Consider the following 15565-nt stretch of genomic DNA (forward strand, 5'->3'; position numbering starts at 1 on the left):
ATGGGTCAAAATCCCGATATGCCAACTCGGAAAGCCTCACTGCTTAAGAGACAAAAAGGTGTATGTTCTTGGTGCTGCCTACAATTTCGTGAAGGAGACCTGCTGGAAACCGACCATAACATCCCTCCCGCCAAGGGCGGGAAGGATGAATATAGGAATCTACAACTTCTTCACGGTCATTGCCATGATAAAAAAACTGCCCTTGATTTAGAGTTTATTAGGAATCAAAGATTCATGAGATATATGAAGTACATTAACCAAGAACTAGATAAATGTAACTGGTTTTGGAATGATAATGATTTGCTAATTGTCTCTAATGAAAAGAGTAGGATGTCCTACTGACAATAGGAAATATATTGAGTAGCCGAGTGAAGGGAAACTTTCACGCTCGGTTTCGGACGGGAGGGGTGTAGTGGTAACACTCACTTCGACCCTTCTAGCGTCAAAATACTATTACAATTAGGATTGCTGACCAAACTGACAATAATAATTTTTGACAATCTATGACAGATACTATTTTTGGCAAGATTATTCGTCGTGAAATTCCTGCCGATATTGTCTATGAAGATGATTTAGCTTTAGCGTTTAAAGATGTTAATCCACAAGCACCAACGCACATTTTAGTTATTCCTAAAAAACCAATTCCTTGTTTATCGGAGTCCGCTCAAGAAGATGCGGAACTAATGGGACATCTATTGATGACTGTAAAGCAGGTTGCCGAACAAGCAAACCTAAGCAATGGATATCGAGTAGTAATCAATAACGGTGCAGATGGCGGACAATCAGTCGATCACCTACATTTACATATTTTGGGCGATCGCGCGATGAAATGGCCCCCAGGGTAAGTAGTAAGTAGCAACCTTCAATTCACTAAGGCGTTGGAGGGCTAGGTGGGGTGGGGAATGAGTCGATGCTGCTGGGCAAGCCAGGAAGAGCGGGATTTACGCCTGGAGTAGGAGGAACTGGTGCTGGTTGAGAGCCTTGTGGTAAAGTGGCTAGAGCAACGCGATCGCCACCTACTTCGCGTAAAATATCTAATACTTCTACTACTTCTCTATAGGTTGAATTTTTAGCTGCATATAGAGTCATTAAACCATCAGGATTAGCTTGATTATATTTTTTGATTTCCCAAGCTAAATCGCTACGGCTGACTATGTTTTTATCGACGTATAGCTGACCAATATCATCAATGGTCACGATCAAAAGATTTTCCATCTGAGGCGTACCCGTTTTCGCCTGGGGTAAATCTAGGCTGATTGCTTGCTGACGGGAAAAATTGACGGCTGCCAAGATAAAAAAGATCAAAATGCAAAAAATTACGTCAATTAAGGGCAGTATTTCGATATTTGCGTTACTTGAGTGACTATCATCCTGCCAGAGATTTAGAGGTTTAATTGGTTGGGGCCGGTACTTTCTACGACTCATACAAATGATTCCTGATTACTGTACGGACGTTCCATCGAACGTCTCGACTAATTATTGGCTAGGTGGCTTGATTTTGACGAAAGAATAATCATCTTGATTAACAATCTTGGGATTTTCAGCCTCCGACTGCATCCAGCGATCGCGATACATAACTTCTAAACGGCTACCAGTACGACGTAATATTCTGATTTGATTTGCCCAAAAAGCTTGAAACAAACGATAAAAACTTAGGCTAATAATTGCCACTAATAGACCAGTGGCGGTAGAAATTAAAGATTCACCAATACCCAAAGTAACACCAGATGAATCTGCTGTACCTAAATCGCTAATCTTAATTGCGCTTAATGCTTGAATTAGCCCCCAAACTGTACCAAATAATCCTAGCAAAGGAGAAAGAGCAATAATCGCTTCGAGAATTTTATCCCCCTTACGCATCCGAGCTAACTGTTCTTCTGCTGCCGATTCTAAAGCAAGATGGAACATCTCTGGGTCGGGATCGGACAGTCTAAACGGGGAATAGACAAAATTACCCAACGGGTGATTAATATGTTCCTGGGCAATTTTACCGACCAAATCCCAATTGCGCTCGGCTGCTTCCATAATCCGATTAAAGATTTGTTTCTCTTGAAAAACCACTCGCGACCAAAACCAAAGCCGTTCTAAAATTGTTGAAATTGAGAGAACAGAGAGGAATAGCAGGGGATACATAGAGATCCCACCTTTATCAATAATTTCTAATAAATTCACCTTGGCCAATTACCTCCATTAATATCTTTGGTTAAGATTAGTTCTCGAACAGTTAAAGTTATTCCAGTCTAAGTCCATAAATGCAAATAACACAGCTTGCCAAAAAATTTTAGTTCCTAAATTTTTTCTAACATGGGTTTCGATCTCTGTCTATACTCCCTCCAAAAAGCGATCGCACATTTTATAGTTTCTAATCGTTAGTCTTTAAAGATATTTGGTTAAAATCAACAGTTAATAATGGCTAATTGGCAAGAATGATGAAGTCAACTGCGATCGCAACTAAACAAGATCCTGCTTTTGCTGATTCAGATTCAAAATCTCTCTAGCAGTAGCATCAGGCTGTTCTAAATGAGGAACATGACCACAGTTATCGATCCAGACTAGCTTACTATTAGGAATAGCTCGATTAAATTTAGCAGCATCTTTAGTTCCTAGTATTTTGTCTTGCTTGCCCCAGATAATTAACGTCGGCTGTTGTATCTCAGAAATTCTTTGGACAAATGAACCATAACCACCGCTTTTAGTAAAAGCAATCAAAGATTTATTCCAATCTAGGCATTTTAAATGTAGTGCAGCGCAGGCTTGGGCATCTAAACTGGCAAAATTCTTATTGAAATAGGCAGCGCGACTAATGCTTTGGCGAATTTTAGGGTTGCGGAGAAATTCTGTGGCGAAAGTATCGATCGGCGGAAACATAAACTTACCGATCGCAGGTTGTTTAGCCAAACCCGCACTGTCTACTAAGACTAATTTTTCCACCGCATCAGGATAGGTAAGAGTGAAATCTATCGCTGCTGCACCTCCCATTGATGCCCCTACCAAGATGACAGGCTGCTTGATGACGGTTTTCCAGAAAAGATTGAGATGGGTTTTAATGTTTTCAGAATTAAGCGGGATATCTAAATTGCGCTGGGTAAAGCCAAACCCTAAAAGATCTACCGCATAAGTCGATTGCTGTGCTGCGAGTATAGGTAATAAACGACGAAATTCCAATAAAGAACTATCAAAGCCGTGTATTAGTAAGATAGGCGTGCCACCGCTTCCCTGGTTAATATAAGTAGTTGCAATATCCTGATTACTCAAAGACGTAGAGATAAATACTTGTTGAATCTGTTTGGCTAAATCAATAGACGTAGCTTCGGTTAAACTGCTAGCTTCGGGAGGAATGCAACTAGGAAACATGAATAAATGAGCTGGGATATTAAATAGTATTTTTTGTAGCTATTAAGCTATTAATCAAATTAGCGCAAAATGGAGTTGCAATAATTATCTTACTGTTGCTAAATTTAATTGCCAGAAACGCCCAAAATCTCTAGTCAATATCAGCCATTAGAATTATTTATCGCATCAGCTTAAGCATGGTAAGCTGCTTGTCAAGAGAATTTACTGTAGTTTATCTATGTTTCAAGGCAATGAAGCGGGTACAGTAACGAGTACAAACTGGCGCGGTTACAGGATTGCAGCCTGGGTAGGGCAATTTCTTTTAGCGATCGCCACGGTAATTATTTTAGTTCGTGTTGGTTGGCAAGCAGCAATTATTTTGCTGTTCTTTTTGGTTGCTTCTTTGGTTTTCGTAATTAAAGATCGCAACTTACCAACCTTATTTGATTTTTTGTTTGTTTTGGCAGCGTTACTCAATGCTGGAGGATGGATTGGTCTATTTTATCAGCCAGGCCCTTATGATGAAATTACTCACGCTTTCACAACTTTTTCGGTTACCTTAGCACTTAGTTTTATCGTCTATAGCTCAATGCTAACAGTGTTTCGCTCTCACCGTCGGCTGTACCTGTTGACTATTATTTCGTTTGGGATTGCTATTGGTGCGCTGTGGGAAATATTTGAATGGGTTACGGCCACGATTAATTCTTTAGACGATACTATTGTCGATCTGATTATGGATACTATTGGGGCGATCGCAGCATCCTTATTAAGTTTGCGCGCTTTACAAGAGAAAACCAATCCGCGATCATCCGAACGAGATGTTTAAAGTTTAATAATTAAATATGCAGCATTAGTTTTCTAATTATTTTCTGGATTTGAACCAGTTGATGGCTTTAGTTTTGATCTCGGGTTCAGTTAAAAGTCCTTGACTAGGGCTAAAAAGAAATGCTAATAAGAAAAAAGCAAAGATTACCATGACGATCGCCGCACCCGAAGGGAGATCGAAATAATAGCTGCCGTACATCCCTGTAATGCCTGAAACTGCGCCAATGATTGAACCCAGAAACATCATTTGAGATAGTTCTTTGACTAATAAGTATGCCGTAATTGCTGGACCAACTAAGAGTGACATTACTAGTAAGACTCCAACAGTTTGCATACTGGCAACAATGGTTAAGGTGATAGCGCAAATTAAGCCGAAATGGAGTAAATTTACTGGTAAACCACAGGCTTTCGCTCCTAAAGGGTCAAAGGTATAAAATTCTAATTCTTTATAAAAAAGTTTAGTCAATAGTAATATGATTACCGAGATCGTTACGGTACGCCAAACATCACCGCTAGTTACGCCTAAAATATCTCCAAACAGAATTTCGTCTAGGTTAATTTGATTAGTTTCTAAACTAGTAATTAAGATTACGCCTAATGCCAGAAAACTAGTGAGAGTTAATGCCATTGCTGCATCAACTTTAATTCGCGATCGCTTTTTAATAGTCATCACGACTAAAGCACTTAATACCCCTGCCACAAAAGCACCAATTATTATATTTATCTCTAAAAAAAAAGCAATTGAAATACCTGGTAACACGGCATGAGAAATTACTCCACTCATCATGCCCATCTGCTGCAAAATTGAATAGCTACCAATTACTGCGCCGAGAATCCCTAAAGACAAGCCGATCGCGATCGCTTGACGCATAAACTCAAATTCTAAAGGTTCAATTAACCAAGTTAGCATTGGCAGGGTGATTAATAGTTAGTGGTTCAAGTGCAGGATTATAATATCTGTCGTAAGCTTGATTAATATTTTCGTTGGTTAACACCTCTTCTTTTGAACCAAAGGCAATTAACTTTTTATTTAATAATAATAATCGATCGTAATTAGCTAAAGTTTCACTCAGATCGTGACTGATGACCAATAGAGTTTTTTGTTGTGCTTTTAGTTCAGCGAAGATCTCAAAAATAACTGCTTCGGTTTGTCGATCTACATTATTAAATGGTTCATCAAATAATAGCAAATCCGCTTCTTGCGCGATCGCTCTGGCGATAAAAACACGCTGCTGTTGTCCCCCTGATAGTTCTCTAATCTGACGCTGGCGATATTGCCACATTCCTACTCTTTCGAGAGCATTTCTGACCAGCCTCATCGAATGACGATTATGCTGTCTAAACCAGCCTGTAGTAGCCACTCGCCCCATCATTACGACTCTTTCTACCGTGACGGGATAGTCCCAATCAATTTGCGATCGCTGAGGTACATAAGCAACTTTGTTGAGCTGTTTGGCAACTGGCTTACCCATCCACTTTGCCACCCCATCCGCTAGAGGCACTAATCCTAAAATAGCCTCGATTAAGGTGCTTTTTCCCGCACCGTTTGAGCCTAACAAACCCGTTACTTGCCCAGGTTGTAGCGTAAATGATACGTTTTCAATTGCCCAAATATGACGATAGTTTACGCTTAGGTTACAAACTTCTAGCATTGATGAATAAAAATGAGATCCGTTATCATTCTACATTAAAATAATTAGAATCATTCTCAGGCTGAATTATTTGTCAGCAGTAAATCACAATTATTTTTATGTTTAAACACAACGGTGTCAGAAATATTTTTAGTTTAGCTATTGCAGGCATAGTTGCCAGCGCGATCGCCAGCAGCATTATTAAAAATCGCAACAATATTGCTCAAGCCCAAGAAAAGCCCAAAGTAGTAGCATCGCATAATGTAATCTGCGATTTAGTTACCACAATTGCTGAAGACACACTCGATTTAACTTGCCTAATTGACGATAATCAAGATCCTCATACCTATAGCCCTACGCCCTCACAACGCAAGGCGATCGAGGAAGCGCAATTAATTTTTTATGGCGGTTATCAGTTAGAACCCAAGGTAATTAATTTACTAGAGGCCACTGACAATAAGATACCCAGAATAGCCTTATATGAACAGGTAGTTACCGAACCGCTCGTGTCAGAACATGAACATGAAGAACATTCTGAAGCAGAAGCAGGACACGACCATGAGCAAGAGTCTGAATCAGAATCAGCCAAATCTGAGCCAGAATTAGAAGCAGATCCCCACGTCTGGCATAACATCGAAAACACTGTGGCGATGGTCGAAGCGATCGAGTCAACATTGCTGCAAGTAAACCCACAAGCAGCCGAACTTTACTTAGTGAATAGCACCGCTTTAACCGACCAACTGTGGCAGCTTGATGCCTGGATCGATGAACAAATTGCTACTATTCCCGCAGGGCAAAGAGTTTTATTCACAACCCACGACTCGCTTAATTATTATGCTCAAGCTTACTATTTAGAAGATTATCGAACTTTACAGGGTTTGAGTTCGTCAGTCTCTCCTACCGCTTCTCAAGTAAGAAAACTATCGGCAGAAATTAAACAGGCTGGAGTACCCACGATTTTTACCGAATCTACGCAGAACGATCGCGTTATCAATAATGTCGCCCGTATTGCTAATGTTGAACTATCCCCAGAAAAGCTGTACGTCGATGGGTTAGGACAAGCCGAAAACTACACCGAAATGATGTCTCACAATACCTGTGCGATCGTTAATGGGTTAGGTGGAAAATGTAAACCTTTTGCAGCCAAGAATTAACTTGCAGGTTGACTTAATAAATCATCTAGTTCATTCTTAGCATCCAACTCATAAAGATCGTCGCAACCTCCTACATGATGGTCATTGACAAAAATTTGAGGCACTGTTTTTTTATTATTTGCCCTCTGCGCCATATTGTTGCGGGCAGTATCATCGCCATCAATCTTATACTCAGTAAAATTTACCCCTTTCCACCATAAAAGCAGTTTGGCACGGATACAAAAAGGGCAGGTAGCCCAGGTATAGATCTCAACATTAGCTTTAATACGCTCTGGATGACGGTTGAGTATCGGATTAAGGAAATCTAGCATAATCAGGTTCTAATATTTCGTGAGATATGGTGTTTAAATTTGAGTTAGAAAGCTTGAATCCATTCTTTTATTTTATACTCAGTCCAGATGCCATTTTGCCAGTAAGGATCTGACTCGACGATCTGACGGACGATATCTTCTCGATCTGCTTCATAAATCCCGAAGACCTTGGTGTTATCTTTTGTGGGACCTAGAGTCACTAATATTCCTTGTTCCTTTTGAAGGGTTAGACCATCTAAATGTGATTGTCTGTAAGGAGTACGCTTTTCCAGAGCGTTTTCGCAATAGCTACCCCACATAATATATTTCGGCATAAAGTTTGATTAATTACTCGACCTTACTATTATTGTCACAAATCAGGACTCCAGCATTTACAGTGAATTTCACTTGAGTAGAACTTATTACTTAGACAAATCAATGTGGTACTAAATACGTGCCAGCTTTTTATATTTCTTGCTTACGAGAACAATACAAAATTAATAAACAAAACAAACCTGTTCCTACCAGGTACTTAATGGAATTGGGAACTATTGGACTAGGAGAAAAGAAACCTTCAATTGTCCCGGCAATAATTAGCATGGGGATAATACCGAACAATAGCTGTGCTGCTTTAGTGCTGTTCAATTTTAAAGCATCAATTCGCCTATATTTACCAGGAAAAATCATCGCTTTGCCAATAGTAAACCTGCACCGCCAGCGAGAAAAATAGCGGGTAATTCTAATGAACCGTGGGGAAACACAAATGCCCAAAAGGGATATGCCAGATTATTTTTATCTACTAAAGCAGCTATTGCGCCAATGGATAAACCATTAAACGCCATGATATAAATCGTGTAAAGTCCTGCGGTAATGCCACCCGCGAGCGCTCCAAAAGAAACCGACAGATTATTAATCGTAATGCTGCTAGAGGCTAACGGTTCAACTCCCACAATTGAACCCATCCAAAGTTCTCCATCTTCTTCGACAACGTTAATTATTTGTTCGGGAACAGTAACGGCGATAAATACAGGATCGCGCCAACCATACCACCAAGCGATTATTGCTATTAACCAGAAGATTCCCGCAGCGATCGCAATATAGATCCAAGTATCTTGAACCACTTGAGGAAATCCCCAGAGATAAAATTCTTTAACCTGTTGCCATTCTTGACGTTGGAAACCTTGATAAATCTGGTTATAACCACGAGAAGTCAGCCTTTGTAAATCTTGAGTTAAAATATTGCCAACTTTATTAGTGCGCGCTCTCGCTAAATCTGCTGATACCGAACGATATAGGCTGGCTAAATCTTTAATTTCGCTGGCGGATAAAGATTTTATGCCCTTTTTTTCTGCTTGCTGTAGCAACCCGTCTAAACGTTTCCAGTTTGGTTCTCTTCTGGCGATCCAACGTTGAACATTCATAAAATACGAGCTGTTAAATAGAGCAACTATATTTAATTCAAAATAGATGTAGGTTAGTTATACTCGATCGAGTTTGTTTGTGGTTAAAAGCGAGGACACAAACGAGCTATGTACACTTTAAATACACATCCGCTTAAAAGCTTTTCGTAGGGCTAATAGCTAAAAACTAGTAGCTCAAACCCGATAAATCTCTACAAAGTTAATTAGACACACAAAAGTAAGTTCAGATGAACTAAAAAAACGCTAAGATAAACAACGGAAAAGCATTGAACAATTCATGTCTGATTTAATACTCTTTTGGCATCGTCGGGATTTACGGATTTCTGATAACCTTGGATTAGCAGCAGCTAAAGAACACACTTCTAAGGTAGTTGGCTTATTTTGTTTAGATCCAGGTATTCTTGATGGGGATGATATCGCACCAGCCAGAGTTACCTACATGATTGGCTGTTTAACAGAGTTGCAGGAAAGTTATCAAAAGCTGGGTAGCCAGTTGCTCATTATTCAAGGCGAACCTCAAAAAGCAATTCCTCAACTAGCAGAAGCACTCCAGGCAAAAGCAGTCTTTTGGAATTTGGATGTTGAACCTTATGCCAAAAAGCGCGATCGCGCTGTTAAAGATGCTTTAGCCGAAAAAGGTATTGATACTAAAAACTTTTGGGATCAGCTGTTACACGCCCCAGGACAAATTGTCACCAAATCTTCCAACTTACCCTACAAAGTTTACACTCCATTTTGGCGTAGCTGGAATAAAGAAGATAAAGCAGGTGTAGCTAAAAAAATTGAAAAGCTAGAAGGTTTATCACAGGCTGAAATAGAGAAATCAAACCAAGCAGGTGCGATCGCTTTACCTTCTGCCAAAGACTTGGGTTATGAATGGAATAATCTCTTGTTAGTACCTCCAGGAGAAACCGCAGCCCAAGAAAAGCTAGAAGAATTTTGCGATCGCGCTATTTATTGCTACGATGAAGAGCGTAATTTTCCCTATGTTGATGGTACATCTAGGTTGAGTGCTGCACTTAAGTTTGGGGCGATCGGCATTCGTACACTATGGCAAGCAACTTTGGCTGTTTTAGAGAACTGTCGTAGCGATGAAGCCAGAAGTGGTGTCGTAACTTGGCAAAAAGAGTTAGCCTGGCGGGAATTTTATCAACACTGTATGTTTTTCTTTCCCGATCTAGCAAAAGGTGCTTACCGCGAAGAATTCAAAGACTTTCCTTGGGAAAACGACGAAGCTAAGTTTCAAGCCTGGTGCGAGGGAAAAACAGGATATCCAATCGTTGATGCAGCAATGCGACAGCTAAATGAGATCGGCTGGATGCATAACCGTTGTCGGATGATTGTTGCCAGCTTTCTAACTAAAGATTTGATTATTGACTGGCGTTGGGGTGAGAAGTATTTTTTACAAAAACTCTACGATGGTGATTTATCTAATAATAATGGCGGTTGGCAGTGGAGTGCTTCTAGTGGGATGGATCCGAAGCCTTTGCGGATCTTTAATCCCGCTTCTCAGGCTGCTAAATTTGACCAAGATGGTGAATATATCCGTCAGTGGGTGTCGGAAATAAGCTCAATGGATACAGAGTATTTAGTCACAGGTAAAATACCAGAATTAGAAAGAGCTAGCTATGGTTATCCACAGCCTATTGTCGATCACAAGCAACAGCAGAGGAAGTTTAAAGCGTTGTATAAGGAACAAAAAGATTACCATAGTTTTGTTTGAGTTGAACATTTGCCAAGGCTAAACTTTAGGCAAATTTATTAGACTGGCGATCGCTTTAGCAACTATTTTGGAAATCTTAAAGTTAATTATTAATATTATTAATAATCAATTAAAGAAAGTGCTTGAGCTTTTATTTTTTGGCAATCGATCAACTTTAAAAGCTCTTCTTGGCTATAGTCTGCGCCAAAAGCTTCTATTGCTGCACCTTTTAGAGCAATCTCAAAAGCATCGTTAATTATTTCTTCTAAGTCTTTCTGTTAGGCATACTACCCACCAGCCTTACGACTATTAGTTCGATTTATCTGCTTAACTGAATTAACAATAGAAAGTTCCCACGATCTAGTCAGCGTTTTTTCCGCTTCTTGCTTAATAAGATGTAGAAATAACACAATCATGTAGCTATAAATCTTATTAAGCTTATTTTCTAAAGACATTTCCTCTAACTCATCAACAATTTGGAGAGCTTTTGGATAATTTTGCTCTTGAATACTCTTTCTTAATTCAATTAATTCTTCCATGCTACATTTAACTTGGTTGTTTTTATTTTAAATATATATAGCGGTTCTCATTCACGTAAGATACAGTCTGACACCCTGGTTTTTTGCTAATAGCTAATAGCTAATAGGACGCGACGTAAGGAGCTAATCATGCACGGGCTAATCATGCACGGGCTAATCATGCACGGGCTAATTGAGGTGTACCTTATAAATATGAAAATTATTGCTATAAGAGCTAAAAGCTTTAAACCGATTAACAAACAGCGTAGTGTCTTAACTTCTCCCCCATGAACATTAAGCATCAAAAAAGGACTATGTGCGATCGCATCATAATCCTTGCTGTCGTTAAATGGTTAATTAATATCTAGCTGTTAGGTATAGTCTGCACCGCATCAGCACCGTCAACTCCTTTTGCTACCTGTTCTGCTTTAGAGAGAACGCTTTCAGCATCAGGATTGTATTTTAAAACTACAGTGCTGCCTCTTTGAGCAACCCAAAGCCCAACGCTATCAGAAATATTGGCTTCATCTAGTGCTAGAGCAACACGCTTGGCTAAACCGCTTTCATCAAACTTGCCATCTAAACCAACTTTTTCACGAGGAATCCCATTATCTTTAGCTGCCGCTGCGACAGCAACTTTACCTGAATTTTTCGCTTTATCTTCTTCTTTTCTACCAAAAAGTTTTCCTAAAAAACCCATAATCTTCTACCTCTTATCGATAATTAGAGTGCATGACGTTCCTGCACCTCTTGGCAGTATAGAATACAGCAAGTAAAAACAGAGTCAAGAACTAACAAAGACTTTAGATTTCTTGTTATTAAGATTTTTGACTCATCTCACCCAGATATTTTTGTAGATAGGGAGAAAACACTTCATAAATTAAGGTTAAAGGCTGGCGATCGTGCCAAAATAGGTAATGACGACCCCAAAATGGTGCTTTTTGCCCGAATGCCAACTCTAGTTCGGGACAATGCCCACAATAAACTCCTCGCACATCTCGATATAGTTCGGTATGCAAGTTTGAAAGACTCCGCCATACAGGTAAAGAACGATTTTGGAGATAATCATCTACGTTACTTCCATTCCACCAAGAAGCAGCATAAGCCAATCTTTGTCCTGATTCAGTTCGCAACCACACCTGTCTTCTTAATCGAGGTTCGGTAATGACTTCAATCTCCTCTGGTGCGCCATCATCTCGCTTGCCGATCAAAGACATATCAATCACGTCTACCTCGGTTCGTTCTCCTGTTAGTAACTGCAACAAATGAGTCGGTGAACCATCTCCCAGCAAAAGCATTTGCCAAGTAGGTGCTAGCTGTTCGTGGGGTAGTCCCTGCTGCACAGTTTCTTTGTCTCCCGACCAAATTGGCTTGAGAGAGTGCCAGCTACCAGGGGTAGTATAGAGATTGAATGGTTGAGTTGCAGTCACGTTTAGTTACAAAAGTTTATTATTGTTAATAAAGATCGTAACGCTCTTTGTGAAAAATTTCTGGTTTTTCGGCCAATTCATAAGAATTAATCGGATTTATCCGCGAATCGCCTCTGCCTCTGCTGCGCATAAATTAATCTCATCCCCCAAAATACTAGATTATGGTCAATTTTTGTCTGTTGGGCAAGTTCGGCAAACTGTAGATGTAAATATTGAGAGAGTAATTCGGCATCTCCTCCCGTAAAAATCACTGAGCCATTAGGAAACTGCTTGAGCCAATCAACAATATAACCATGAATACCAAAAATCGCTGTATAAATAATACCACTAGCGATCGCCTGCTCGGTATTTGTTGCCCAGCGTGGCGGTAACGTATCAGGAAGGTCTATTTCTGGTAGTGCTGCGGTTTTTTGCTTCAGGGTGGTTAATTGCGATCGCAAACCAGGTAAGATTGCTCCTCCGACAAGTTGTCCTGGTTCGTCAATTCCTGTAAAGGTTAAGGCTGTTCCCCCATCAATTACTAAACAAGGTCGATGGTAAGTTATGAGCGCTCCCCAGGCTGCCAAAGCGCGATCGATTCCCATGGTGGGATAGGCATTATACAATTTGATATCTTCTAAGCTGATTAAATTTAATTTATGATAATTTTGCCAAAGTTCTGTTTGCCCAGACACCACCGAAGCTAGATAGATGGGAATATTAGTTAAACCTTGCTTAATTAAATTGCTAGATAAAAACAGCGGCGGTAGTCGATCTGACTTGATTGCATTGGATAGGTGCGGAGTACTCCAAGTCTCGATTAAAGTGTGACGCTTAAACCATGCCCAGTGCAATCTGGAATTACCAATTGCTAATGCTAACCAAATATACTTATTTTCCACAACTGTTAAAGTTCTTGTCTATATAGTCCCTGCTTAAAAATTTGATGGCAGTATTTGTTTTGATTCTCTTGAGCATCGGTGTAAAGCATTATTAATTTAATCCTATCTTTTTGAACTATTTGATTGAATCTAACTAGCGATTAATTTTTGGCCATTTTTGAATCCAAGTAATTAATTGAGCATCACTAATTTTCTTGTTAGCCTGATGAATCTGCAAAAGTTGGCTCAACTCCTCTACTGGCTGATTTTTTTGTTGCTTCCAGGCTGCAATTAAGTTTTCTTCATCAACCAAATATTTTCCTAGACCAAGAAATGCTTGTAACTTAAGTCGTTCGTCTTTAGCGATCGCCTCAACGACAAAATCAGTGCTGTTGGCTTTTGCCAATACTCCAGCTAAAGCATCAATATAAATTGTACTATTATCGGCGATCGCCGTTTGAGGAATGAGAGGTTGACCAAAGCGGCGAAAGCCAGAAGCAGCAGAGATACTAGCCATAATAATCCCTTGAATAAATAGTAAAAACCAAGGGGTTTGAGCCAGATAACTTAAGACATCTTCTCCTGATACAGACAAAAAATTGCAGAGCGATAGTTGCCCTCAATTCTGGCGGTTTGCGATCGCTCTACCCAATCTGCTGCGGATAATTGCGGAGTATTAATCGGTGAATCGAGTGGTGAATAGCGATCGTTCGGACGTTGCCAACGTTTCCAGTAAAGACGCAATAGTAACCATAGTTGCCAAGTTATCCAAACAAATAAAATCGCAATTATCGACCAGAGGCAAAACTTAATAATTTGCCATAGCAGCGTAGATTGAAAAGATTGCAAGTCCCAATTAACGTTTAGTTGAGAAGTCTGGTATTCAATCCATTCACTAAATTTTTGTTGGCTCAGGTTGAAACGCCAGCCTAAACCATCTTGTTTGAAAGACCCTGCGGACATAATAGAAGTCTATAAATTTAATATCGATCATTCATTATTAAACCTTGATATTTTTAGATTGGGTATGTTATCCAAAGTATTCAACCTAAACCGTCACCTTATCAAGAGAAGATGTATATTCCCCAAAACTTTATCAATATCTAGAAAGGAAATTAGCCACCAATAAAACTCTGTAAGGGAGTAATTGCGACGCGGAGCTTATACTAAAGCCAATCGCGGATTCACGGATAAACCGCACTCCGCCCTTCGGTCACATTTGCCCTAAAGGATTCCCTTCGGTCTCGAAGCTTATCATGCACGGACAAACGCCCTACGAAAAATTGTGACTAAGGATTCAAATGTATCGGGATTAATTAAAATAATTTAGCGATCGCTATACTTAGATCAATTCACAGATCCTCATTATTGTTCGTCGGTACTAATAATTTTAGGCACGCGAAAGAATTCGCCCTGTTGTTCGGGCGCAGCTTTCAATAATTCTTCTTTATCAGCAAAGGGAATCAACCGATCGGCACGAGTAATATTGCTGGTTTCAATTGCTCTCGTAGTTGGCGCAACATCGGTAGTATCTAATTCGCTCAACTGATCGAAGTACTCCAGGATGCTATTAAGTTGAGTCGTAAATTCTGCCTCTTCTGCCTCAGTAATATCAAGCCTAGCTAGATTAGCAACTTTTCTTACTTCTGCGCGATCGATCATATTTTGATTACTAGTTTGTTTAGTTTGTTAATATCGAATACTTAAATATTTAAACTGAATAAAGCCTATTTGCCTCAAGAGCAATTAAAGGCTTGACATTGTATTAAGCTAATAGCTAATAGCTATTAGCTGATAACTTTTTAAAAGAATACATCCATTTCAGAACGTCCTGTAATCTTGAGCCAGTTTTGAGCTTCCATATAGTTATTGGGCGCAATTCGGATCGCCTGCTTCCAATATTCAGCCGCCTTGTCATAATAAGACTCTGCCTTTTCGACATCCCCTATTTCCTTGGCTTTTTCTCCTTCGTAATGATAAATAACCGCAACGTTATTCAATGCCTGAGGCATTCGAGGATTTAAGTCGATCGCTTCAGTGTATAGCTCGATCGCTTTGTCGATACTACCATTACTGGCGTGAATTAAGCCCATATTATAAAGAATATAGCTGAGATCGTTAGGATCTTCTTCCAGAGTCAACGCCTCTTGATAGTTTTCTAGAGCTTCTGCATACTCTCCATCGCCCTGAGCCGACATTCCATCGCGGTAATAGGCAAAGGCTTCCTTGGCTTTTTTATTGGTAGGCAGAGCTTTGAGAATAATGTCTGCCATGACGGTAAAAGTTTTATCTACGAAGTTATCGTTTCTTTGAGTACGTGACATAAATATTAGTTCTTAAATCAATCTAATATAGCTAAATAAATATTAACCTCAAACACCAGTCAAAAACTATAAGTTAC

At 39.7% G+C, this 15565-nt stretch carries 22 protein-coding genes; 5 read left to right on the plus strand and 17 right to left on the minus strand.

The genetic code is table 11. The features are described 5' to 3' along the window. Window positions 1-18 precede the first annotated feature (18 nt). Entirely contained in the window at window positions 19-342 is a 324-nt protein-coding gene (locus V6C71_06900; GenBank protein ID HEY9768224.1) for an HNH endonuclease signature motif containing protein, read from the plus strand. Window positions 343-503: 161 nt separating this feature from the next. Further along, window positions 504-845: a histidine triad nucleotide-binding protein gene (locus V6C71_06905; GenBank protein ID HEY9768225.1), complete on the plus strand. Its 342-nt coding sequence runs from the start codon at window positions 504-506 to the stop codon at window positions 843-845. Between the two features lie 25 nt (window positions 846-870). Here the strand turns inward: V6C71_06905 and V6C71_06910 are convergent, their stop codons facing one another. The 3 genes from V6C71_06910 to V6C71_06920 all read right to left on the minus strand — a co-directional run bounded on the left by V6C71_06910 (window position 871) and on the right by V6C71_06920 (window position 3354). Continuing rightward, window positions 871-1425, minus strand: coding sequence for a biopolymer transporter ExbD (locus V6C71_06910; protein HEY9768226.1), 555 nt, complete (start codon window positions 1423-1425; stop codon window positions 871-873). Between the two features lie 51 nt (window positions 1426-1476). Then, window positions 1477-2172 (minus strand): MotA/TolQ/ExbB proton channel family protein, encoded by a 696-nt coding sequence (locus V6C71_06915; protein ID HEY9768227.1) that lies wholly within the window; start codon window positions 2170-2172, stop codon window positions 1477-1479. A gap of 279 nt (window positions 2173-2451) precedes the next feature. Further along, complete coding sequence (locus V6C71_06920) at window positions 2452-3354, minus strand: alpha/beta hydrolase (GenBank protein HEY9768228.1); 903 nt, start codon at window positions 3352-3354, stop codon at window positions 2452-2454. Window positions 3355-3571: 217 nt separating this feature from the next. On the opposite strand from V6C71_06920, the gene V6C71_06925 reads away from it, so the two are divergent. Continuing rightward, the gene (locus V6C71_06925; protein ID HEY9768229.1) at window positions 3572-4159 is read left to right on the plus strand and encodes a hypothetical protein; all 588 of its coding nucleotides are present in this window, start codon (window positions 3572-3574) and stop codon (window positions 4157-4159) included. 36 nt (window positions 4160-4195) lie between these two features. On the opposite strand, the gene V6C71_06930 is transcribed toward V6C71_06925, so the two are convergent. After that, window positions 4196-5068, minus strand: a complete 873-nt coding sequence (locus V6C71_06930; GenBank protein ID HEY9768230.1) for a metal ABC transporter permease — start codon at window positions 5066-5068, stop codon at window positions 4196-4198. Beyond that, window positions 5049-5810, minus strand: a complete 762-nt coding sequence (locus tag V6C71_06935) for a metal ABC transporter ATP-binding protein (GenBank protein ID HEY9768231.1) — start codon at window positions 5808-5810, stop codon at window positions 5049-5051. The genes V6C71_06930 and V6C71_06935 overlap by 20 nt, the downstream gene beginning before the upstream one ends. 98 nt (window positions 5811-5908) lie before the next feature. Between V6C71_06935 and V6C71_06940 the strand changes: the two genes are divergently transcribed. Next, window positions 5909-6943, plus strand: a complete 1035-nt coding sequence (locus V6C71_06940) for a zinc ABC transporter substrate-binding protein (GenBank protein ID HEY9768232.1) — start codon at window positions 5909-5911, stop codon at window positions 6941-6943. On the opposite strand, the gene grxC is transcribed toward V6C71_06940, so the two are convergent. From grxC to V6C71_06960, 4 genes are all read right to left on the minus strand, one after another. After that, entirely contained in the window at window positions 6940-7254 is a 315-nt protein-coding gene (gene grxC / locus V6C71_06945; protein HEY9768233.1) for a glutaredoxin 3, read from the minus strand. The genes V6C71_06940 and grxC overlap by 4 nt on opposite strands. A gap of 44 nt (window positions 7255-7298) precedes the next feature. Continuing rightward, window positions 7299-7568 carry a YciI family protein gene (locus V6C71_06950; protein HEY9768234.1) on the minus strand — a complete coding sequence of 90 codons (270 nt, stop codon included), beginning with the start codon at window positions 7566-7568 and terminating at the stop codon, window positions 7299-7301. Window positions 7569-7698: 130 nt separating this feature from the next. Further along, on the minus strand, window positions 7699-7920 hold the full coding sequence (locus tag V6C71_06955; GenBank protein ID HEY9768235.1) for a stage II sporulation protein M: 222 nt from the start codon (window positions 7918-7920) through the stop codon (window positions 7699-7701). Then, complete coding sequence (locus tag V6C71_06960; protein HEY9768236.1) at window positions 7917-8654, minus strand: stage II sporulation protein M; 738 nt, start codon at window positions 8652-8654, stop codon at window positions 7917-7919. Before V6C71_06960 ends, V6C71_06955 begins: the two co-directional genes overlap by 4 nt. 277 nt (window positions 8655-8931) lie before the next feature. On the opposite strand from V6C71_06960, the gene V6C71_06965 reads away from it, so the two are divergent. Beyond that, window positions 8932-10377 carry an FAD-binding domain-containing protein gene (locus tag V6C71_06965; protein ID HEY9768237.1) on the plus strand — a complete coding sequence of 482 codons (1446 nt, stop codon included), beginning with the start codon at window positions 8932-8934 and terminating at the stop codon, window positions 10375-10377. A gap of 266 nt (window positions 10378-10643) precedes the next feature. Here V6C71_06965 and V6C71_06970 read toward each other — a convergent pair whose 3' ends face one another. The 8 genes from V6C71_06970 to V6C71_07005 form a co-directional block, all read right to left on the minus strand. Next, on the minus strand, window positions 10644-10895 hold the full coding sequence (locus V6C71_06970) for a DUF29 family protein (GenBank protein ID HEY9768238.1): 252 nt from the start codon (window positions 10893-10895) through the stop codon (window positions 10644-10646). Between the two features lie 343 nt (window positions 10896-11238). Continuing rightward, a complete protein-coding gene (locus V6C71_06975; protein ID HEY9768239.1) occupies window positions 11239-11574 on the minus strand; it encodes a phospholipid-binding protein in 336 nt (111 codons plus the stop codon). 118 nt (window positions 11575-11692) lie between these two features. Beyond that, window positions 11693-12304 carry a chorismate lyase gene (locus tag V6C71_06980; protein HEY9768240.1) on the minus strand — a complete coding sequence of 204 codons (612 nt, stop codon included), beginning with the start codon at window positions 12302-12304 and terminating at the stop codon, window positions 11693-11695. Between the two features lie 86 nt (window positions 12305-12390). Then, window positions 12391-13185 (minus strand): pantothenate kinase, encoded by a 795-nt coding sequence (locus V6C71_06985; GenBank protein ID HEY9768241.1) that lies wholly within the window; start codon window positions 13183-13185, stop codon window positions 12391-12393. 133 nt (window positions 13186-13318) lie between these two features. Beyond that, window positions 13319-13759, minus strand: coding sequence for a hypothetical protein (locus V6C71_06990; protein ID HEY9768242.1), 441 nt, complete (start codon window positions 13757-13759; stop codon window positions 13319-13321). Then, window positions 13732-14127 (minus strand): hypothetical protein, encoded by a 396-nt coding sequence (locus V6C71_06995; GenBank protein ID HEY9768243.1) that lies wholly within the window; start codon window positions 14125-14127, stop codon window positions 13732-13734. Before V6C71_06995 ends, V6C71_06990 begins: the two co-directional genes overlap by 28 nt. Window positions 14128-14529: 402 nt before the next feature. Next, on the minus strand, window positions 14530-14826 hold the full coding sequence (gene gatC / locus V6C71_07000; GenBank protein ID HEY9768244.1) for an Asp-tRNA(Asn)/Glu-tRNA(Gln) amidotransferase subunit GatC: 297 nt from the start codon (window positions 14824-14826) through the stop codon (window positions 14530-14532). 140 nt (window positions 14827-14966) lie between these two features. After that, complete coding sequence (locus tag V6C71_07005) at window positions 14967-15488, minus strand: photosystem I assembly protein Ycf3 (GenBank protein HEY9768245.1); 522 nt, start codon at window positions 15486-15488, stop codon at window positions 14967-14969. Window positions 15489-15565 lie beyond the last annotated feature (77 nt).

The organism is Coleofasciculaceae cyanobacterium (assembly GCA_036703275.1).
GTDB lineage: Bacteria > Cyanobacteriota > Cyanobacteriia > Cyanobacteriales > Xenococcaceae > Waterburya.

Coding starts and splice junctions, on each gene's coding strand:
- V6C71_06960 (HEY9768236.1), bottom strand. CDS start 8,654: ATGAATGTTCAACGTTGGATCGCCAGAAGAGAACCAAACTGGAAACGT.
- V6C71_06900 (HEY9768224.1), top strand. CDS start 19: ATGCCAACTCGGAAAGCCTCACTGCTTAAGAGACAAAAAGGTGTATGT.
- gatC (HEY9768244.1), bottom strand. CDS start 14,826: ATGATCGATCGCGCAGAAGTAAGAAAAGTTGCTAATCTAGCTAGGCTT.
- V6C71_06995 (HEY9768243.1), bottom strand. CDS start 14,127: ATGTCCGCAGGGTCTTTCAAACAAGATGGTTTAGGCTGGCGTTTCAAC.
- V6C71_06950 (HEY9768234.1), bottom strand. CDS start 7,568: ATGCCGAAATATATTATGTGGGGTAGCTATTGCGAAAACGCTCTGGAA.
- V6C71_06970 (HEY9768238.1), bottom strand. CDS start 10,895: ATGGAAGAATTAATTGAATTAAGAAAGAGTATTCAAGAGCAAAATTAT.
- V6C71_07005 (HEY9768245.1), bottom strand. CDS start 15,488: ATGTCACGTACTCAAAGAAACGATAACTTCGTAGATAAAACTTTTACC.
- V6C71_06965 (HEY9768237.1), top strand. CDS start 8,932: ATGTCTGATTTAATACTCTTTTGGCATCGTCGGGATTTACGGATTTCT.
- V6C71_06920 (HEY9768228.1), bottom strand. CDS start 3,354: ATGTTTCCTAGTTGCATTCCTCCCGAAGCTAGCAGTTTAACCGAAGCT.
- V6C71_06955 (HEY9768235.1), bottom strand. CDS start 7,920: ATGATTTTTCCTGGTAAATATAGGCGAATTGATGCTTTAAAATTGAAC.
- V6C71_06935 (HEY9768231.1), bottom strand. CDS start 5,810: ATGCTAGAAGTTTGTAACCTAAGCGTAAACTATCGTCATATTTGGGCA.
- V6C71_06910 (HEY9768226.1), bottom strand. CDS start 1,425: ATGAGTCGTAGAAAGTACCGGCCCCAACCAATTAAACCTCTAAATCTC.
- grxC (HEY9768233.1), bottom strand. CDS start 7,254: ATGCTAGATTTCCTTAATCCGATACTCAACCGTCATCCAGAGCGTATT.
- V6C71_06975 (HEY9768239.1), bottom strand. CDS start 11,574: ATGGGTTTTTTAGGAAAACTTTTTGGTAGAAAAGAAGAAGATAAAGCG.
- V6C71_06940 (HEY9768232.1), top strand. CDS start 5,909: ATGTTTAAACACAACGGTGTCAGAAATATTTTTAGTTTAGCTATTGCA.
- V6C71_06925 (HEY9768229.1), top strand. CDS start 3,572: ATGTTTCAAGGCAATGAAGCGGGTACAGTAACGAGTACAAACTGGCGC.
- V6C71_06905 (HEY9768225.1), top strand. CDS start 504: ATGACAGATACTATTTTTGGCAAGATTATTCGTCGTGAAATTCCTGCC.
- V6C71_06930 (HEY9768230.1), bottom strand. CDS start 5,068: ATGCTAACTTGGTTAATTGAACCTTTAGAATTTGAGTTTATGCGTCAA.